Source organism: Isoptericola sp. BMS4, from assembly GCF_011634835.1.
GTDB lineage: Bacteria > Actinomycetota > Actinomycetes > Actinomycetales > Cellulomonadaceae > Isoptericola.
Genome location: NZ_SIRP01000001.1, coordinates 2694555 through 2714188 on the forward strand (window position 1 = coordinate 2694555; position 19634 = coordinate 2714188).

The following is a 19634-nucleotide window of genomic DNA, read 5'->3' on the forward strand; positions in this document are numbered from 1 at the left end:
GGGGCGGGCCAGACCTGAGCCAGGGACCGCCGGTCCCCCGATGTCCGCTCCTCTCCCGCTCCCGGCGGGCACAGCGCAGCGTGGAGGCATGGACATCACCCGCAGTACCGTCTTCATCCCCGGCGCGACGAGCGGCATCGGCCTCGCCCTCGCCCTACGTCTGCAGGCCCGCGGCAGCACCGTGATCGTGGGCGGCCGGCGCACCGCACTGCTCGACGAGATCGCCGCCGCGCACCCCGGCATCGACTCCGTCCGTATCGACACCGCCGACTCGGCGAGCATCGAGACCGCTCGCGACGAGGTGCTGGCCCGCCACCCCGAGCTCGATGCCGTCGTCGCGATGGCCGGGATCATGCAGCCCGAGGACTGGACGTCGCCCGACTTCCTGCCCGCAGCGGAGCGCACGGTCGTGACCAACCTGCTGGGACCGATCCGGCTCGCGGCGGCGTTCCTGCCGCACCTGCGAACCAGGGACGGGGCCGCGTTCGTCACCGTCTCGTCCGGGCTGGCACATGTACCACTGACCGTGACGCCGACGTACAACGCCACGAAGGCCGCGATCCACCGGCTCAGCGAAGGCATCCGGCTGCAGCTCGAGCCCGCCGGCGTCCAGGTGATCGAGATCGTGCCGCCCGCGGTGCGGACCGCGATCGTGCCGGGCCAGGAGGACAGCCCGATCGCGATGCCGCTGGACGACTACGCCGACGAGGTGATGGACCTGCTGGCCGCACGGCCCGACGCGCACGAGATCCTGGTCGAGGGAGTGAAGTTCCTCCGGTTCGCCGAGGTGCGGGGCGCCTACGACGAGACGGTCGCGCGGCTCAACGCCGCCGACCCGCACTAGCCCCCGCGCCGACCTCGCCCACGTCAGGCACGTCGACACCCGCTGTGTCGAGCACCTCGACGGCGTTACGGAGCATCGTCGAGGTGACGTCCCGGACGCTGCGGAAGTACTCGGGGTTGTCCGCGATGTACTTCTCGAGGACGGCGGCGTCGAGATCCGCCAACCGCTGGACCACGCGGAGCTCTCGCTTGCAGCGCACGTCAGCCTCCACGACCGCGTGCTCGGCCTGGGGCGGCAGGAGCCGCGAGGGGTAGGGCGCGTCCTGGTCCAGGAACTCCAGGTCCTCCGGGGTGTACCCGAGCGTGGCGGGGTCGGGCTGGACCATGCCGTGCTTCGTCGGCACCGAGTGCTCCTCGATGTCGTCGAGGATGGCCTGCTGCTCCGGTGTGTACTCCACGGTGAGGTCGAGCACCCCGTCCGGCACGAGCGCCTGGGTGTTCTCGAACGCCGGGTAGCCCGCGTCCGCCAGGCACTGCCGCCACTCGTCGACGACCTTCTTCGCACTCCGGCCGGCCCGACTCTCGGGACGGGACAGGGCAGCGAGGCTGTCGTCGTCGTAGCCGGCCAGGTCGGCCGCGAGCTCGGGTCGCCCCCCCGGTCCCCGCGGACCAGGCGGTGTCCCGCAGCTCCTGCTGTGTCAGTCCGGTGAGCCGGTCCTCGGCACCCTCCGTGCACGCGATCACGTCATCGTCGGGCACCGCACCGGGATCGGCGTCGTTGGGCGACGTGGCGACACCTTCGTACCCCCACCAGAACGCGCCCCGACCGATGACCTCGTCATAGCTCGCCTCGAGGTCGTCGTCCGACCACAGTCCGAGCGCGCGGTACCGCCCGGGCCCGCCCAGGTAGCGCGTCGCGAGCCCGACGAACTCGACCTCGTCGCCGTACCCGGCCTCCGTGTAGCACTGGATCTCCAGGTACTCGCGCGCCGTGTCGATGACGGCCTGCTGCTCCGGCGTCGGCGACCAGTCGTCGGTCGGCAGCCGGATGGTGCCAGCGGCGTGGTCGACGACGGCGCGGGGGCCGTCGTCGTCCTTGCTCGTCGGACTGCCGGTCGGCGCCGGGCTGGATGACGGGCTCGACGACGGGCTCGACGCGGGCCCGGGAGTCGGCGCATGCGCCGTCGATCCGGACCAGGCGAGCACGCCGACGACGAGTCCGGCGCACAGCGCCCCCGCGCCGCCGGTCGCCGCCGCCCTCCGCCACCGTCGACGGCGCCGCCCCGCGCGCAGCACCGCCTCCCGGTCGATGTCGAGGGCGGGCAGGTCGGTACCGAGCTCTCGGATCCGGTGCACGACGTCGTCGTCGCTCATCGCTGGTCCTCCGTTCGCGCGGCGGGTTCCGGGTCGATCACGGCGCGCAACTGCGCGAGTCCTCGCGAGGCTGCCGACTTCACCGCTCCGACGCTGATGCCGAGGTCGGCGGCCACCTGCCGCTCCCCGAGGTCGAGCATGTAGCGCAGCACCACGACACGGCGGCGCTGCTCGGGCAGGAGCGCGAGCGCCCGCACGAGCTGGTCGCGGTCGGCGTGCGCCTGCTCGTGCGCCGCGGGCTCGGCATCGTGCGGGAGGTCGGCCGGCGTGACGAGGACCTCGCGCCGCCGCTTGCGCCAGGCGTCGATCCTCGCGTTCGCGAGCACCCGGCGCGCGTACGCGACCGGGTCCCCGTCCCGAACCCGGTGCCATGCCGCGTAGGTCCGCACCAGCGTCTGCTGGACCAGCTCCTCCGCACGATGCATGTCGCCGGTGAGCAGGTATGCCATCCGGCCGAGGACGGGCTCGACGTCGGCCATGAACGCGGTGAACTCCGCATCCCTGCCCGGCGCGGTCCTCGCCGCCCCGTCCCCTCGCACACGGATCACGGGGGTCCACCGGTCGGTCACGACCGGATCCTCTCGCATCGCTGTCACGACATGAAGACGGCCGACGCCCCGGCGAGGTTGCTCGCCGGCGCCGATCTCGCGTCCCACCGTCGGCCCCAGTGGCCCGTCCAGTGCGGTCCTCCCCGCGGGTGACGGCGCCGACCGTCTGTCCGGAACCGGGTCGCCGCCGAATAAGGACGGAAACCTTCACAATCAGTGCCAGTTGTGAAATTGTCTTACCCACGCGATCGTCCCCGCGACCGTTCCCTGGGAGGACCAGCAATGACGCACCGTTCCGAGACCACCGCACCCGCGCCCGCCGTCGACCGGCGTGGTTTCCTCACCCTCGCCACGGCGGGCCTCGCCGGCTCCGCACTGTCCGTGACCATCGGCTCGATGTCGCCCGCGAGCGCCGCCCCGCTCGCCGCCGCGCAGCAGTCGTCCACGACGAGCCGCAAGCGCGAGCTGCGCGCGATGTGGATCGCGTCGGTGGTCAACATCGACTGGCCGTCACGCACCGGCCTGAGCGCGGAGGAGCTCAAGGCCGAGTACCTCCACTGGCTCGACGTCGCCGTCGAGTACAACCTCAACGCCGTCTTCGTGCAGGTGCGCCCGACGGCGGACGCGTTCTGGCCCAGCCCGTACGAGCCGTGGTCGCAGTACCTCACCGGCACGCAGGGCCAGGGCCCGGGCTTCGACCCGCTGGCCTTCATCGTGGACGAGACCCACCAGCGGAACCTCGAGCTGCACGCCTGGTACAACCCGTACCGGGTGTCCATGCAGAACGACCCGGCGCAGCTCGTCCCCGAGCACCCCGCCCGGCAGCACCCCGACTGGGTGTGGGCGTACGGGCCCAAGCTGTACTTCGACCCGGGCATCCCCGAGGCGCGCGAGCACATCTACTCCGCGATCCTGCACAGCGTCGAGCACTACGACGTCGACGGCGTGCACTTCGACGACTACTTCTACCCCTACCCGTCCGGCGACCTGGAGCTCCCCGACGCCGGCACGTACGCCACCTACGGCGGTGGCTTCGACTCCATCGAGGCGTGGCGGCGCGACAACGTCAACACGTTCGTGCGGGAGATCTCGGAGCGCATCAAGGCGCTCAAGCCGTGGGTGAAGTTCGGCATCAGCCCGTTCGGCATCTGGCGCAACGCGTCCACCGACCCGCTCGGCTCCGACACCGCCGGCTTCGAGGCGTACGACCAGATGTACGCCGACACCCGCCACTGGGTCACCGAGGGCTGGCTGGACTACATCAACCCGCAGATCTACTGGCAGTTCGGCCTCGCCGTCGCCGACTACCTCAAGCTCGTGCCGTGGTGGGCCGACGTCGCCGCGCAGTCGGGCACGCACCTGTACGTCGGCGAGGCGCTGTACAAGGTGACGTCCGGTGCCTTCACCGACCCGGAGGAGATGACGAACCACCTCACGTACTGTGCCGAGCTCGACGACCAGGGCACGCCCGTGCACGGCAACGTGTACTTCTCCGCGAACCACATCCCGCAGGACGTGAACGGCGCCATGACCCGGGTGCGCCAGGACCACTACTCCCGGCCCGCCCTCGTACCGGTGATGCCGCACCTGCCCGCCCGCCGGGTGCGGGTGCCCCTGCTCGCCGAGGCCGTGCCGAGCCCCGACGGCGTCACGCTGAAGTGGGTCGACGCCGGCCCGCGCAGCGGTGCGGCGACGTCGTTCGCCGTCTACCGCGCGGACGGGCACGGTGTCGTCGACGTCGAGGACGCCACCCACCTCGTCGCCACCGTGCGCGCCGACCACGAGGCGGCGGACCAGACGTTCACCGACGCCACGGCCGTGCCGGGCCAGGCGTACACGTACGTCGTCACGGCGCTGGACCGGCTGTGGAACGAGTCGCGGCCGAGCCGCACCCGCCGGGTCTGACCGCCTCGCCGAACATGTGGATGGTCCGGGATTCACGCGCCGAATCCCGGACCATCCGCATGTTCGGCACACCTGCGTAGCATTCTGCGAATGATCGAGACCTACCCGGCCCTCACCTTGCTGCCCCCGCTGGTGGCGATCGCGCTCGTGGTGATCACCAAGAAGGTGCTCGTCAGCCTGGGCGTGGGAGTGCTGGCCGCGGCGCTGCTCGTGGCGGACCTGTCCCCGCTGGAGACCGTGCGCCTGGTGTGGGAGTCGTTCGCGGGCATCTTCTGGGCCGACGGCGCCGTCAACGCGGGCAACGTCTACATCCTGGCGTTCCTGCTGATGCTGGGCGTGACGACGGCGTTCGTGATGATGTCGGGCGGCACGCGGGCGTTCGCCGACTGGGCGATGACGCGCATCCGCACCCGGCGCGGGGCCCAGGTGCTGCCGGCCGTCCTCGGCATCATCATCTTCATCGACGACTACTTCAACGCGCTGGCCGTCGGGCAGGTGAGCCGCCCCGTCACGGACCGGCACCGGGTCTCGCGCGCCAAGCTCGCCTACATCATCGACTCGACGTCGGCCCCCGTGTCCGTGCTCGCCCCCATCTCCAGCTGGGGCGCGTACATCATGGGCCTGATGGTGCCGATCGTGGCCGCGACGTCGCTGTCGCTCGGCAGCGTCGAGGCGTTCCTCGGCGCGGCCGCCGCGAACTACTACGCGATCGCGGCGCTGGTGCTCGTATGGCTCGTGGCGCTGCTCGGCATCGACCTGCGCCCGATGCGCCGCGAGGAGGAGCGGGCCGTCGCCGAGGGCCGCCCGTTCGCCGAGGACGCCGACCTGCCGGGCCGGCTGTCCGAGGACCTGCCCGTGCACCACCCGGGCGCCAAGCGGGCGCTCGTCGTGCCGTTCGTGCTGCTCGTCGTCGGCGTGTTCGCCGGGATCGTGTGGACGGGGCACACCGCCTCCGGGTCGTGGGACCCGGTGGAGGTGCTCGCCGCGACCGACTCCTCGCTGGCACTGATGTGGGGCGGCGTCGCCGGCCTGGTCTCGGCCGTGCTGCTGTACCTGCGGTACACCGCCCCGAACCCGACGTTCGCCGCGGGCACGTTCGGCCGCGGCTGGGTCGAGGGCGCGAGGTCGATGCTGCCCGCGATCGAGATCCTGCTGCTGGCGTGGATGCTGGGGTCCCTCATCGACCAGCTCGGCACCGGCGCCTACCTCGGCGACCTCGTCGAGGGCGCGAACCTCCCGACGGCGTGGCTCGTGCCCGTCGTCTTCGTGGTCGCGTCGGCGATGGCGTTCGCGACCGGCACCTCGTGGGGCTCGTTCGGCCTGCTGCTGCCGCTGGTCGGCGGGATCATCGCCTCCACCGACGCCCCCGAGCTGCTGCTGCCCGCCATGGGTGCCGTGCTCGCCGGGGCCGTCGCCGGCGACCACGCCTCCCCCATCTCCGACACCACGATCCTGTCCGCCACCGGCGCGAGCTGCCACGTGCTCACGCACGTGCTGACCCAGCTCCCGTACGCCGTGCTCGCGGCGGGGTGCGCGCTGCTCGGCTACGTCGTCCTGGCGCTCGGCGCCGGCACGCTCGTCGGCCTGCTGGTCACGCTGGCGACGCTCGTCGCGGCCGTGGTGACGATCCGGCTTCTCACCGCCCCGGTCGCCGCGGAGACCCCGGCTCCGGAGCCCGGCGCGGCGGCCTGAGCCGGCCGCCCTCCTCAGCCGGGGACGGGCAGCTCGACGGTGACGACCAGGCCGCCGCCGGCCCGGGGCGCGAGAGCGAGGGCACCGTCGTGCGCGCGGACGATGCTCGCGACGAGGGCCAGCCCCAGGCCGACGCCGGCCTGGTCGTCGTGGACCCGTTCGGTGCCGCGCCGGAACGGCTCGGTGAGCGTCGCGACCAGCTCGGGCGGGAGGACCTCGCCGGTGTTCTCGACGGTGAGCACCACCCGCCCGGGCCGGGTCGCCGTGTCGACCCGCACGGTGCCGCCGTCGGGCAGGTTGTGGACGATCCCGTTGTGCGCGAGGTTCGTGACCAGCTGCAGCAGAAGGGCCCGCGACCCCACGGCCGGGGTGATGTCGCCGGAGGTCTCGAGGGTGACGCCGCGTTGCTCCGCAAGGGGCAGGAGCGTCTCGGCGGCCTCCTCCGCGAGCAGGGACAGGTCGACATGCTCGGGGCGGAAGGACCGCTGGTCGGCGCGGCTGAGCATCAGCAGCGCCTCGGTGAGGTCGATCGCGCGGGTGTTGACGGCGCGCAGGCGCTCGACGAGCTCGCCCGTGTCCTGGTCCGGGTCGCCGCGGGCGACGTCGAGGAGCGCCTGGGTGGTCGCCAGCGGGGTGCGCAGCTCGTGCGAGGCGTTGGCCGCGAAGCGTCGCTGCTCGGCGACCTGCGCCTCGAGCCTCGCGAGCATGGCGTCGAACGCGTCGGCGAGCTCGCGGAACTCGTCCCGGCGGCCGGGCAGCCGGACGCGGTGCGAGAGCGACCCTCCCGCGGCCAGGCGGGTGGCGGCCGTGACCCGGTTCAGCGGGGCGAGCATGCGGCCGGCGAGGAACCATCCGCCCACCAGGCCGAACACCAGGAGGAAGGCCAGCGCCCAGGCCACCCGGGGCGCGAAGGCCTGCTCGAGGTCGGACCGGTCGGGCACGAACTGGCCCGCGCCCGGCCTCCCCGGGGCGACGGTGACGACCACGGACTCGGGGACGTACCGCAGCAGGAACACCCACACGACGGCGAGCAGCAGGGCCCCGGCCACCATGAGGAACCCGGCGTAGCTGAGGGTGAGCTTGAGCCGGACGCTCGGCCCGGGCCGCCTATCCACGCGCGCCGCCGGGACGCGCGGCCTCGGGCGCCGGGTCGGGAGCCCCCTCGATGCGGTAGCCGACGCCCGGCACGGTGACGATCAGCCACGGCTCCCCGAGCCGCTTGCGCAGCGCCGAGACGGTGATGCGCACGGCGTTCGTGAACGGGTCCGCGTTCTCGTCCCAGGCCCGCTCCAGGAGCTCCTCGGCGCTGACGACTCCACCCTCGGCGTCGACGAGGACCTCCAGCACCGCGAACTGCTTGCGGGTCAGCGCGACGTAGCGCCCGCCGCGGTAGACCTCGCGGCGGAACGCGTCCAGCCGCAGGCCCGCGAGCTCGCGCACGGGCGGCCGGTGGCGGGCCCGACGGCGGTCCAGCGCCCGCAGCCGGAGCACGAGCTCACGCATCTCGAAGGGCTTCGTCAGGTAGTCGTCGGCGCCGAGCCCGAACCCCGACTCCTTGTCGTCGATCCGGTCCGCGGCGGTGAGCATGAGGATCGGCGTGCCGCTCCCGGAGGCGACGATGTGCGCGGCGATCTCGTCGCCCGAGGGCCCGGGGACGTCGCGGTCGAGGACGGCGACGGCGTACGGGTTGACGCCCAGCAGCTCCAGGGCGGTGTCGCCGTCGCCGGCGACGTCCGCGGCGATCGCCTCCAGGCGCAGCCCGTCGCGGACGGCGTCCGCCAGGTAGGGCTCGTCCTCGACGATCAGCACACGCACCTCTCGATGCTACGAGCCCGCACATATCGCCGGCGTATCGAGAAGCGCATACGCCCCGGCAACGCCCCGGCACCTGGACTGGTCGGCATGACCAGACACCAGCACGTACGACCGGCCTACCGCGCCCGTGCCGTCGGCCTCGCCGGCCTCGTCCTCCTGCTGACCGCCGGCGTCGCCCTCGCCGTCCTCCTTCGGCCGTCCCCGACGGCGGCGCCCGCGTCACGGTCCTCCGCGTCCGCGTCGTCCGCATCGTCCGACGGCGAACGCCCACGTCACGGTGACCACGTCGCGCCGCCCGGCCCCGGCGGCGGGACGGTGCTGGACGAGACCGATCCCGGCGTCGCCCGCCTCGACGACGACCTGCTCGCCGCACTGCGCGAGGCCGCGGCGGAGGCCGCCGGCGACGACGTCACGTTCCACGTCAACAGCGGGTGGCGCTCCGCGGAGCTCCAGACGCAGCTCTTCGACGAGGCGGTCGCGGAATACGGCTCCATCGAGGAGGCCGCACGCTGGGTGGCCACCGCGGAGACGTCGGCGCACGTGTCCGGCGACGCGGTCGACCTGGGCCCCACCGCGGCCACCGCCTGGCTGTCCCAGCACGGCGCTCGGTTCGGGCTGTGCCAGGTCTACGCCAACGAGCCCTGGCACTACGAGCTGTTCCCCGACGCCGCCGACGCCGGCTGCCCCGACACGTACGCCGACCCCACCGAGGACCCGAGGATGCAGCAGTGACCGGCACGAGACCCCGGCCCCTCCCCGAGGCCGAGGCGGCACCCCGCCCCGGCACCGCCACGACCGCGCTCTTCGTGGTCTACCTCGCCCTGCTCGGGTGGATCGTGCTGTGGAAGCTCGAGACCCCGTGGGTCGGCACGGCCGCGCAGCGGGTCGTCAAGCTCGTACCGTTCGCCGCCGATGGCGGCGCGGGCGCCAGCGACCCGTCCGAGGTCCTGGCGAACCTGGTGCTCTTCGTGCCGCTCGGCCTCTACCTCGGCCTCCTCGCGCCGTCCTGGCCGTGGTGGAAGGCGGTGGGCGCGGTCGCCGGGACGAGCCTCGCCCTGGAGGCCGCCCAGTACGCCCTCGCCGTCGGGCGGTCCGACGTCACCGACCTGGTCGTCAACACCGCCGGCGGCGTCGTCGGCCTCGCGCTGCACGCCCTCGCGCGGCGCACGCTGCGCGCCAGGGCCACCGCCGTCGTGACCCGGGCGTGCGCGGCCGTGACCGTGCTCGCACTCCTCGCGAGCGCGCTCGTCGTCGCCTCCCCGCTCCGCTACGCCCCGCCCAGAGACGCGCCGCGGCCGCACCGGACCCTCCCCGCCCAGGACGCCGGGACCAGCGTGCGGGACGACGCCCCCGGATGATCCGGCCGGCACGGCAGGTCGCCGGCCTCCCGTTCTACACAGGCCAACTGCCCATGGGGGCTCATCCTGGGTTGCCGCTTCGCGGCAGTGGGGCTCATCCCTCATCTCCGCTCGCGCGAGGAGGACATCGCCCTCGACGCCGGCACCATGGCCGGTCGGGGCTCATCCCGCTCGCGCGGGGAGCACTCACCGTCCTCCGCGAACCCGCGCACGACGCACGGCTCACCCCCGCGCGCGCGGGGAGCACCGGTCGGCGGCGCTGTTCTGGTTGGCCGCGTTGGGCTCATCCCCGCTCGCGCGGGGAGCACTAGACGATGACCAGGGCCCGCTCGGCGCGGTCGGGCTCATCCCCGCTCGCGCGGGGAGCACGCCAGCGCCGCCATCGTCCGGGCGAACCCGTCGGGCTCATCCCCGCTCGCGCGAGGAGCACGTGCCGCGGTACTCGGTCGTCGACGGCAAGCGGGGCTCATCCCCGCTCACGCGGGGAGCACGCGGGCGAGGCCGACGTCATCGTCGTCTGGAAGGGCTCATCCCCGCTCGCGCGGGGAGCACTCCGGGTTGGCGACGCTCCGGGGGTCGTGGCAGGGCTCATCCCCGCTCGCGCGGGGAGCACTACCGCTGCGAGGACTTCGGCTGCGGGTGCGGGGGCTCATCCCCGCTCGCGCGGGGAGCACCTCGCCGGCGACGGCGGGGTCGAGGTTCCGCGGCGGCTCATCCCCGCTCGCGCGGGGAGCACATGGCTCGGATGTCGTCGCCCAGCGTCGTGTCGGGCTCACACCCGCTCGCGCGGGGAGCACCCAGCCTGGTGCTCATGAGCCCTCCTAGGGTGGGGCTCATCCCCGCTCGCGCGGGGAGCACCCGAGCTGGGTTGCGGTTGCCGCGCCCGTCGCCGGCTCATCCCCGCTCGCGCGGGGAGCACCCCGCGTCGCGGTCCTCGACGGGCTCGCGGGCGGGCTCATCCCCGCTCGCGCGGGGAGCACACCATCGCGTTGTGCGTCGCCTCGTTCGAGGAGGGCTCATCCCCGCTCGCGCGGGGAGCACTGAGGGTGATCTGTGCCATGAGGTGGTGGTGCCGGCTCATCCCCGCTCGCGCGGGGAGCACAGCTTGGCGATCTGCTCCGCTGACTCCTGGTGCGGCTCATCCCCGCTCGCGCGGGGAGCACCGGGTGCTGCCAGCCCATCGGGACCCGGCGGACGGCTCATCCCGCTCGCGCGGGGAGCAAGTTGAGTCCCCGATAGTGGTGTAGCGCGGTCGCCAGGGTCGGTGCTCGCCGCCGCTGGGCTCATCCCCGCTCGCGCGGGGAGCACCCATACCGGGGAGGCCTGTCCTCCTGTCCCCCGGGCTCATCCCCGCTCGTGCGGGGAGCACCGGGTCGTTGGTGCCCGGCGTGAGGCCGCGTTGGGCTCATCCCCGCTCGCGCGGGGAGCACCACCAGGTGGCCAGCAAGTACTACCGCCTCATCGGCTCATCCCCGCTCGCGCGGGGAGCACGACTCCGGCAAGCTCCACGGCCTGCGGCCCGCGGGCTCATCCCCGCTCGCGCGGGGAGCACCCCTCTTGGGTGCCGAAGGTCTTCGACGTCGCCGGCTCATCCCCGCTCGCGCGGGGAGCACACGGTGACGGTGCGGCGCTTGATGTTGCCGAGCGGCTCATCCCCGCTCGCGCGGGGAGCACTCGTAGATCATGAGCACGTCGTCGGCGTACCGGGGCTCATCACCGCTCGCGCGGGGAGCACGCCTTCGTCGTTCCCGGGCTGGGAGCCCGAATGGGCTCATCCCCGCTCGCGCGGGGAGCACAGCTCCTTCTCGGTTGCCATGTCGAACCAGTCCGGCTCATCCCCGCTCGCGCGGGGAGCACGTCGTCGTGAAGCTCTGGAACGAGAACGAGGGGGGCTCATCCCCGCTCGCGCGGGGAGCACCTGCCCACGGTGCAGCAGGCGATCAACGACCAGGGCTCATCCCCGCTCGCGCGGGGAGCACCGACGAAGGGCCCCGGGGTGATCCTCGGGGCCCGGCTCATCCCCGCTCGCGCGGGGAGCACGCGGGCGCACTCGGGGCTGGCGGTGTGCGCGGCGGCTCATCCCCGCTCGCGCGGGGAGCACAGGCGAGCACTTTCTCGCGGCTCAACAGGGCGGGGCTCATCCCCGCTCGCGCGGGGAGCACCATCGCCAGCCGCGGACCTCGAAGCTCGTGAGGGGCTCATCCCCGCTCGCGCGGGGAGCACCCCGACAGACGGCGCGACCAGAACGGAGTTGAGTCCCCGATAGTGGTGTAGCGCGGTCGCCAGGGTCGTCGCCGAGATCTTCGGCGTGGGATCGAACCAGTGACCTCTTCCGTGTCAGGGAAGCGCGCTACCGCTGCGCCAATCGCCCGTGCTGCGAGGTGGGTACGGGATTCGAACCCGTGTATACGGCTTTGCAGGCCGCTGCCTCGCCTCTCGGCCAACCCACCTTGAGACGTGCCCTCTGGACGCTCGTGGTTGAGCCGAACAGAGAGTGGGGCCTCCGAGCGGATGACGGGACTCGAACCCGCGACCCTCACCTTGGCAAGGTGATGCTCTACCAACTGAGCCACATCCGCACGACCAGGAATTCGGGTCTCCCCTGCGCTCCCGGCGCCTGAGGAACATTACTGGACCCACGGCCCGGAGGTCCAATCGCCGGCCGTGTGACCTGCGCCCGCACCCTCACCCGGCGTCGAAGCGGTCCTCGCCCTCCTCGTCGGGGTCGTCCTTCGGGTCCTCACCGGGTACCGCCCCGACGTCGGCGGCGCGGCCGTCGCGCAGCGCCCGCTCCCGCTCGCTCAGGGGCTGCGCGTCCTCCTCGTCCGGACGTGCCCGCTCGTTCGGGTCGTCGCTCATGCGCCTCTCCTCGTCCGTCGGTCGACCGCTCCTGGACCTCGGGCCAACGTAGCGCCGCGGGTGGGGCCCCACCAGTCGCCGCCGGTGCCCACGTCCATGACGGCGGGCGACTTGGTCAGGCCGATCACCGCGTGCTTGGACGCCGTGTCAGCCGCGACGCGATCGGGCGCACGCGCCGTCGCCGTCGGCCTGGTCGCCGTGCTGGTCGGCGTCTCGAAGGGCAACGACTGGGGCTGGGGCTCGGGCAGCCCGACGACGGCCCCCGCACGGCCGAGGCCGCGAGCGCGCCCGTGACACAAGGCGAGCCCGCCGCCGTCTGAGCCTCTCGGCCCGGCCGCCGCACCGGGCCTCAGGCGTCCCGCAGGATCGCGGTGCACTCGCGCTGGAGGTCCGCGTCGTGCCACATGGCGTGGTGCGGCGCCGCGTTGGAGCACACGACGGAGCCCCAGGCACCGACGGCGTCCGCGTGCCGGACGGCGTCGCGACAGATCTGCGCCCCGACGGGCCCCTCCTCGAAGCGCGTGTCGCGCGGCGTGTAGCCCACCCAGCCCTCGCCGAGCACGAGCGGGACGCCGAGGCGCGCGGCGTGGTCGGCGGCGACGCCGATCCACTCGCGCAGGCGCTCCGCCATGGCGAGACGGTGCGCCCCGTAGCGCTCGTACAGCCACCGGTCGACGGCCTGCGGGTCGCACCAGTCGTGCACGTAGATCTCGGCGTGGCCGACGATCGACGCGTGCCGCTTCCACTCCTCGCCGGCCGGCGGTGCCCACTCGCCGAGGCGCGGCGCCCCCGGTCGCAGCAGCTCGGCGTCGGCCCGCTCCTGCGGGAAGTCGGCGGCCTCGCCACGCAGCGCGAACTCGCGCACCAGGTCGTCGAGCACGCCGTACACGTAGGGGTGGACCCCCAGCACGCCGGCGTTGCGCGGCAGCCCCCGCATCGCGGTGACCGGGACGGCGGCGTAGTTCGGGCCGCAGAGCACGTCGGGGTGCCGCGCGGAGAACGCGGCGATCCCCCGCTCGAGCCGGTCGCGCAGCTCGACCACCGGGTCCTCGACGCCGGGCAGCCCGGCCGTGAGATGCCCGGCCTGCACCTCGTTGTGCGGCTCGACGTACGCGAGCACGTGGTCGAGGCCCTCGTCCCGCAGCAGGTCCACGAGGTCGGCCATCGCCTCGCCGAGCACGGTGAGGCGCTCCTCGGGGTCGACGGCCTGCAGGGCGTCGTACCAGGCACGGCCGTCGGCGAACGCCGGGCTCTGCTGGTACTCCCACGACGACGCGATCACCGTCATGCCGTGCCGGTCGGCGCCGCGGAAGAGCTCCAGCAGGTGCGCGCGGGCGTCGATCGTCGTCGGCTCGCGCACGTCGTACCAGCGCACCCGCGACGCGTAGCCGCCGCCGATCGGCCCGAGCCGCAGCGCCCGCGTGTCGAGGCCGGAGCGGAACAGCAGGAACGGCATCGCGCAGACGCGCACGGCGTTGTACCCGAGGTCGGCGGCGCGGGCGAACGCCGCGTCCAGGTCCTCGAACGGCTCTCCCGGCCCGGTGCGCACGTACCAGGAGAAGTCCCACAGCGTGATCGCCAGGCGCCGTGGCAGGTGGGCGGGCACGCCTGCGGCGCCGCCGCCCGTCGTCGCCGCCGATCCCGTCACCATCCGGGGGTCCGTCATCGCTCTCATCCCTTCACCGCTCCCGCCGTCAGGCCGCTGACGAGCTGCTTGCGCAGCACGAAGAACACGATCAGCGCGGGCACGGCGGCGAGCACCGACCCCGCCATGACCAGGTCGTACTGGCGCCCCTCCGCGCCGAACAGCGCCTGGAGCCCGAGCGGCAGGGTGTAGTACTCGGGCTCGGCGATGATCACCAGCGGCCACAGCAGCGTGTTGTACGAGTTGAGAAAGCTCCACACCGCGAGCGCCCCGACCGCGGGCCGCAGCAGCGGCATGACGACGGACAGGAACGTCCGCAGCTCGGAGCACCCGTCGATGCGGGCCGCGTCGAGGATCTCGTCGGGCACCGACTGCTCGGTGTACTGACGCATCATGAAGATGCCGAACGCCGGCGCCACCCAGGGCACGACGAGCGCGAAGAACGGGTTCGCGAGCCCCAGCTTCGCGACCAGGACGAACAGCGGCACCACGATCACGGCGAACGGGATCGCGAGCGAGGAGAACATCACGTCGAACAGCACCCGCTTGCCGCGGAACTCGTACTTGGCGAACCCGAAGCCTGCCAGGGAGCACAGGAACACCGTGGCGACGGTGCTGACGGCGGCGACGACGGTGCTCATGAGCATCCACCGCCAGAACGGCTGCGTGGCCAGGAGGTTCGCGTAGTTGTCCACCGTGGCCGGGTCGGGGATCAGCGACGGCGGGAAGGCGAAGATGTCGCTGCGGTCCTTGAGGGACGACGACACGGCCCACAGCAGCGGCGCCACGTAGACGACGGTCAGCAGGCCGAGCACCGCGTACAGCGCGACACGGCCCGGGCGGAGGCGCCGCGCCGGGCGCGTCACCGGGGCCGTCGGGGTCGTGCCGGCGCGGGGCGCCCGGGCGAGGGTCGGTGTGCTCATCGGTTCCTCCCGACGCCGAACGCGCGGGTGCCGAGCCGGCCCAGCACGAAGACGATGACGAACATGACGACGCCGGCGGCCGCGGCGTAGCCGAGCTCCTGGCGCTGGAACCCGGCCCGGTAGACGAACATCGAGACCGACAGCGTGGCCTCGCCCGGGCCGCCCTGCGTGAGCAGGAACGGCTCCTCGAAGATCTGGGCGGTGCTGACGAGCATCGTCACGGCGATGAACGCCGTGACCGGCCGCAGCTGGGGCACCGTGACGGCGAAGAACCGCCGCACGACGCCCGCGCCGTCCAGCTCGGCCGCCTCGTGCAGCTCGCGCGGGATGTTCTGCAGGCCGGCGAGGAAGAAGATCGTGAGGTACCCGGTCCACCGCCACAGCACCAGCACCACCACGACGACGCGCGCCCACCACGGGTCGGTCAGCCAGGAGACCCCGCCGACACCGAACAGGGCCTCGAGCGTCGCGTTGAGCAGCCCGTACTCGCCGTCGAAGATCAGCCCGAAGATCAGGGCGATGACGATCGGCGACAGGACCACCGGCATGAAGTACGTGAGGCGGAAGAAGTCCCGCAGCCGCAGCCCCCTCGCGTCGAGGGCGAGCGCGATCAGGAGCGCCAGCGGCAGCACGACGACCATCGCGAAGACCGTGTAGAAGGCGGTGTTCGCCAGGGCCGCGCCGAAGCTCGCGTCGCGCAGCAGGCGCGAGTAGTTCGCCAGCCCCACGTACTCCGGGCTGCCCAGGCCGGCCCAGTCGGTGAGGCTGAGGTACACCCCTGCCCCGACCGGCACGACCATGAATACCGTGAACAGCAGGAAGAACGGGGAGATGAACAGGTAGGGCGCCCACTGCCGCCGGACGCCAGGTCGGGGGGCGCGCGCGGCGCCCCGTGTGGCCGTCGCCGTCGACGGCCTGGTCAGGGTGCTCATCGCTGCACCTGCCTCTCGTACGTGCGGACCCCGGCCCGCAGCGCCTCCTCGGCGCCGACCTGCCCGGTGATCGCGCGAAGGACGGGGCCGCCGAGGCTGTCGCGCAGCACCGAGGCGCCCGCGGACTGGTAGAAGAGCGGCATGTCGGCCGCGGCGGCGGAGAAGACCTCGAAGACGCGCTGGCCGCCGAGGTAGGGGTCGGTGATCTCCTGGAACTCGGGTGCGTCGTAGAGGTCGACCAGGGTGGGCATGTAGGCACCGGCGAAGTACCGGGCGAGCTGCCCCTCCTGGGACAGGTAGGCCCGCCGCAGGAAGTCGGTCGCGGCCTCGGTGAGGGGCTGGTCCTTGAGCACCGCGAACGCGGTCCCGCCCATGGTGGAGGCGACGTGGCCGCCGCCCGCGAACCGCGGGATGGTGCGCGCCCGCCAGAGGCCCTCCTGGTCCGGGGCGTTGGCCTGCAGGCCGTACACCTCGTACCAGTTCGGCATGACGGTCGCGACGAGCCGGCTGCCCTTGAGCGCCGCCGCGGCGGCACCGCCGTACGGGTCCGCCAGGGCGACGAACGCGCCCGTCCGCACGCCCTCGGCCATGAGCTCGAGCACCTCGACGGCCTCGTCCGACAGCACGGCGAGATTCCCGTCGGCGTCGTAGAGGGTGCCGCCGCGCTGCAGGAGCAGCTGGGTGAACCCGTTGACGATCGACCCGTTGTCACCGTTGGCCACCATGCCGATCGCCTGCCCGGTGTCGGCGGCGACCTCGGCCCCGATCTCGAGCAGCTCCTCCCACGTGTCGACGTCCGCCGGGATGCCCAGCTCGTCGAAGAGGTCGGCCCGGTAGAACATCACCGAGATCGAGTTGTCCGACTCCAGCGCGTACACCTTGCCGTCCACCGTGTACGGCTGGGTCTTGAGCAACCGGTCGCCGAGCGGCGCCGTCAGCGAGGTGAGGTCGACGAAGAGGTTCTCCGCGATCCCCGCCCGCATCACGCGGGGGAACTGGTCGATCACCAGGCCGGCCAGGTCCGGCAGCGGCCGCTGCGCGACCGCTTGCGTCACCAGGCGCGAGACGATGTCCGCCGGCGCGACGGACGTGACGTCGACGCCGAAGGACCACGCGCTGCCGCCCACGACGGCGGCGTCGGTCGCCGCCTGCGTGAAGTAGCTCGCGTAGCCCGGGTCGTGCGTCCACAGCCCGAGGGACGCCTCGCCGGAGCGGACCGGGTCGACCGCGGTCGTGGTCGCGCAGCCCGAGAGGATCCCGGCGCCCGCGGCGCCGAGACCCGTGACGCCGAGGAGCCGCAGCAGGTCTCGCCGGTTCAGGTCCACGGCCGCTCCTCCCCCGCGGTCAGCACCACGCGCGCCACCCGCACGACGTCCACCGCCGCGACGGCGATCCCGTCGGGCACGTCCCGCACGGACGGGTCGACCCAGACGCCGGTCGCCGCGCGCCAGGGCAGGAGCTCGAGCGTCAGGCCGTCACGGGCGACGTCGTCGCGGCACGGCGTGAGGTCGACGTCCCAGTCGCGGCCGTGCCAGAAGTGGTCGCTCACGACCTCGCCACCCACCAGCGCGCGGCCGACGTCGCCCGTCCACGCGACGCGCAGCAGCGCGCGGTCGACGCCGGTGACCGCGCCGGCGGGCACGTCCACGTGCACCCGGGCCGCGCCCGAGAAGTCGGTCGGCGCGCTCAGCCGGCCGACCGGTCCCCCTCGCGCGGGTTCCGGCGGGGCCGGGGCGTGCGGACGCAGGTCCGCCGCGACCCGGCGGCGCCCGGCAGCCGGGACCGACAGGGACCAGGACCGCCACCGCGTCCCCTGGCCGCGGGGTGCCACGCTCGCGCCGTCGTCGCCGCCCGTCACCGTGAGCGACGGAGGGGCGGGCAGCATCGACACCGTCACGGCCGGAGCCTCGGTGTGCACGACGAGCGCACCGTCGAGGGCGTGCACCGGGGCGTCGCAGAGCACCAGGCGCTCGCGGCCGCCCACGTCGAGGCGGTACAGCCGGTTCGCGGTCGCCTCGTCGAGCACCAGCACGTCGACCGCATCCTCGCCGCCCGGGCCGCTCAGGCCGACCACGGTGTCCGGCCCCGGGGCGCCGACCAGGTCGAGGACGGTCGCGCCGTCCTCGGCACGCGCCTCGACGGGCCCGCTCGCCACGACCTCGCCCCCGCCGTCACGCTCGACCACCAGCTCCACCGGCACACCGTCGGTCGCGACCAGCACGACGAGCTCACGGCCGGCGCCCTCGGCGTCGTCGGCGTCGAGGCGCGTGAGCACCTGGGCCGTCGCGCTGCGCAGCGCCAGGCCGTCGGAGAGCGGGAACCGCAGCGGCCACGCGACGCTGACACCGGTCGGCAGGTCCACGGGGCGCGACGGGACGACGACGGTCGCGTCGTCCAGCCCGACCTCCACCTGCACGCCCGGCTGCGCCCGGAGCGGCCGCCGCGCGGGCTGGTAGGTGGTGAGGAAGAGGTAGCCGCGACGCCCGTCCGCGCGCACGGACCAGCGCAGCTCGGACGGGTCGTCGCTCCCGCCGCCCACCGTCGTCGTCATGGCCGCGAGGGCCGCGCCGTCCTGCCGCAGCCACAGGTGCTGGCGGCGCAGCAGGTGGTGGTGGTGGCGCACCTGGCCGTGCTCGCCGACGGGCGCGCCGAAGTCGTAGCTGCGGGTGGGCACGTCGTTCGGGTACCCGGTGGCGTGCGACTCCTGCTCGGTGCCGTGCGGCCCGACGCGCTGGGTGCCGCCGGCGTACATGTAGTACCCCTGCCAGACGGACCCACTGCCGATCTTCGCGAGCGCGAGCGCGGCCACGTCGTCGGGCGTCACGAGCGGCCGCCGGTGGTAGGCCACGTGCATCCCACCGCCGAGCTCGCACGTGGCGTACGGGAGGGCGTCGTCGTCGAGGTCCCGGGACGCGACCCCGGAGGCACCGTCGACCGTGAGCCCGTCCAGGGCCTCGCGCAGGTCCGCACCCACGGACAGGTCGTCGCGCACGGTGCTGTAGCGGAAGTGCACGGGCGCGAACGCCGGCCACTCGGTGTCGGTCTCTTCCCAGAACCCGTCCGCGTACGCGCTGTACAGGGGCAGCAGGTTGTCCGGCACCTGCGCCCCGCCCCAGCCGGTGGCCGTCCAGACCGGGACCTGCAGGCCCAGCTCCTCGGCGATCGTGCGCAGCATGGCCAGGTGGTCCGGCTGGTCGTAGAGCTCGTTGTCCATCTGGGCGCCGATGACCGGACCGCCCTGGGCGTGCAGGAGCCCGTCGAGCTGGGCGATCGTCTGCCCGTAGAGCGCCCGCACCAGGTCGAGGTAGGCCGGGTCGTTCGTGCGGGTGGCGAGCCCGCGCTCGACGAGCCAGTCCGGGAACCCGCCGTAGCGCGCCTCGCCGTGCGCCCACGGCCCCATGCGCACGATCACGTCGAGGCCGTGCCGCGCCGCGAGCTCGACGAACGCCCGCAGGTCGAGGTCGCCGTCCCAGCGGAAGTCGCCGGGCGCGGGCGCGTGCGCCTGCCAGAGGACGTAGGTGGCCACCGTGTCCAGCCCGCCCGCGGACGCGTGTCCCAGCACCTCCGACCAGCGCCGCCGCGGGACGCGGGAGTAGTGCACCTCCCCGGTCACCGGGAACCAGGGGCAGCCCGCCCGCTCGAGGTACCGGCCGGTCACCGCCACGGCGTCCGGCGTGCCGGGCGGGTCGCCCAGGTCGAGCTGGTCGCGTGGCGGCGGGGCGGGGCGGGCGGCCCGCACGCGGTGCGTGAGGGGTGGGGTCGTGAGGGCGTCGGGCATCGTCTCTCTCCTTCGAGATCCG

Annotated in this window: 15 protein-coding genes, 3 tRNA genes and 1 CRISPR repeat array; of the genes, 5 read left to right on the forward strand and 13 right to left on the reverse strand. The window is 73.5% G+C overall.

Annotated elements, in window-relative coordinates; translation table 11 throughout:
- Nucleotides 1-88 precede the first annotated feature (88 nt).
- Complete coding sequence (locus tag EYB28_RS12115) at nucleotides 89-844, forward strand: SDR family oxidoreductase (RefSeq protein ID WP_166848190.1); 756 nt, start codon at nucleotides 89-91, stop codon at nucleotides 842-844.
- Here EYB28_RS12115 and EYB28_RS12120 read toward each other — a convergent pair.
- Both EYB28_RS12120 and EYB28_RS12125 read right to left on the reverse strand, forming a co-directional pair.
- Entirely contained in the window at nucleotides 822-1268 is a 447-nt protein-coding gene (locus EYB28_RS12120) for a hypothetical protein (protein WP_166848191.1), read from the reverse strand. The two genes, EYB28_RS12115 and EYB28_RS12120, sit on opposite strands and share 23 nt — an antisense overlap.
- A gap of 885 nt (nucleotides 1269-2153) precedes the next feature.
- Complete coding sequence (locus tag EYB28_RS12125; protein WP_240930533.1) at nucleotides 2154-2726, reverse strand: SigE family RNA polymerase sigma factor; 573 nt, start codon at nucleotides 2724-2726, stop codon at nucleotides 2154-2156.
- 261 nt (nucleotides 2727-2987) lie between these two features.
- Between EYB28_RS12125 and EYB28_RS12130 the strand changes: the two genes are divergently transcribed.
- Entirely contained in the window at nucleotides 2988-4610 is a 1623-nt protein-coding gene (locus EYB28_RS12130; RefSeq protein ID WP_166848195.1) for a glycoside hydrolase family 10 protein, read from the forward strand.
- Between the two features lie 90 nt (nucleotides 4611-4700).
- Entirely contained in the window at nucleotides 4701-6302 is a 1602-nt protein-coding gene (locus EYB28_RS12135) for a Na+/H+ antiporter NhaC family protein (RefSeq protein WP_166848196.1), read from the forward strand.
- Between the two features lie 14 nt (nucleotides 6303-6316).
- Here EYB28_RS12135 and EYB28_RS12140 read toward each other — a convergent pair whose 3' ends face one another.
- Both EYB28_RS12140 and EYB28_RS12145 read right to left on the reverse strand, forming a co-directional pair.
- A complete protein-coding gene (locus tag EYB28_RS12140) occupies nucleotides 6317-7417 on the reverse strand; it encodes a HAMP domain-containing sensor histidine kinase (protein WP_166848199.1) in 1101 nt (366 codons plus the stop codon).
- Nucleotides 7410-8117: a response regulator transcription factor gene (locus EYB28_RS12145; protein WP_166848202.1), complete on the reverse strand. Its 708-nt coding sequence runs from the start codon at nucleotides 8115-8117 to the stop codon at nucleotides 7410-7412. Before EYB28_RS12145 ends, EYB28_RS12140 begins: the two co-directional genes overlap by 8 nt.
- Before the next feature lie 87 nt (nucleotides 8118-8204).
- Here EYB28_RS12145 and EYB28_RS12150 point away from each other — a divergent pair, with 87 nt between their 5' ends.
- Both EYB28_RS12150 and EYB28_RS12155 read left to right on the forward strand, forming a co-directional pair.
- The gene (locus EYB28_RS12150; RefSeq protein ID WP_166848204.1) at nucleotides 8205-8849 is read left to right on the forward strand and encodes a M15 family metallopeptidase; all 645 of its coding nucleotides are present in this window, start codon (nucleotides 8205-8207) and stop codon (nucleotides 8847-8849) included.
- A complete protein-coding gene (locus EYB28_RS12155; RefSeq protein WP_166848207.1) occupies nucleotides 8846-9475 on the forward strand; it encodes a VanZ family protein in 630 nt (209 codons plus the stop codon). The genes EYB28_RS12150 and EYB28_RS12155 overlap by 4 nt, the downstream gene beginning before the upstream one ends.
- Before the next feature lie 105 nt (nucleotides 9476-9580).
- Nucleotides 9581-11698: a CRISPR direct-repeat array (repeat unit 21 nt; unit sequence CCCCGCTCGCGCGGGGAGCAC).
- Nucleotides 11699-11780: 82 nt separating this feature from the next.
- Here the strand turns inward: EYB28_RS12155 and EYB28_RS12160 are convergent.
- From EYB28_RS12160 to EYB28_RS12200, 9 genes are all read right to left on the reverse strand, one after another.
- A tRNA-Val gene (locus EYB28_RS12160) sits at nucleotides 11781-11838 on the reverse strand.
- 16 nt (nucleotides 11839-11854) lie between these two features.
- Nucleotides 11855-11925, reverse strand: a tRNA-Cys gene (locus EYB28_RS12165).
- Between the two features lie 56 nt (nucleotides 11926-11981).
- Nucleotides 11982-12054, reverse strand: a tRNA-Gly gene (locus EYB28_RS12170).
- 106 nt (nucleotides 12055-12160) lie between these two features.
- Nucleotides 12161-12334 carry a hypothetical protein gene (locus EYB28_RS12175; protein ID WP_166848210.1) on the reverse strand — a complete coding sequence of 58 codons (174 nt, stop codon included), beginning with the start codon at nucleotides 12332-12334 and terminating at the stop codon, nucleotides 12161-12163.
- A gap of 349 nt (nucleotides 12335-12683) precedes the next feature.
- Nucleotides 12684-14000 (reverse strand): cellulase-like family protein, encoded by a 1317-nt coding sequence (locus tag EYB28_RS12180; protein ID WP_240930534.1) that lies wholly within the window; start codon nucleotides 13998-14000, stop codon nucleotides 12684-12686.
- 5 nt (nucleotides 14001-14005) lie between these two features.
- A complete protein-coding gene (locus EYB28_RS12185; RefSeq protein WP_166848212.1) occupies nucleotides 14006-14902 on the reverse strand; it encodes a carbohydrate ABC transporter permease in 897 nt (298 codons plus the stop codon).
- Nucleotides 14899-15834, reverse strand: coding sequence for a carbohydrate ABC transporter permease (locus EYB28_RS12190; protein ID WP_166848215.1), 936 nt, complete (start codon nucleotides 15832-15834; stop codon nucleotides 14899-14901). The genes EYB28_RS12185 and EYB28_RS12190 overlap by 4 nt, the downstream gene beginning before the upstream one ends.
- Nucleotides 15831-17159, reverse strand: coding sequence for an ABC transporter substrate-binding protein (locus EYB28_RS12195; RefSeq protein ID WP_205710907.1), 1329 nt, complete (start codon nucleotides 17157-17159; stop codon nucleotides 15831-15833). Before EYB28_RS12195 ends, EYB28_RS12190 begins: the two co-directional genes overlap by 4 nt.
- A complete protein-coding gene (locus EYB28_RS12200; protein ID WP_166848218.1) occupies nucleotides 17150-19612 on the reverse strand; it encodes a beta-galactosidase in 2463 nt (820 codons plus the stop codon). Before EYB28_RS12200 ends, EYB28_RS12195 begins: the two co-directional genes overlap by 10 nt.
- Nucleotides 19613-19634: the final 22 nt, after the last annotated feature.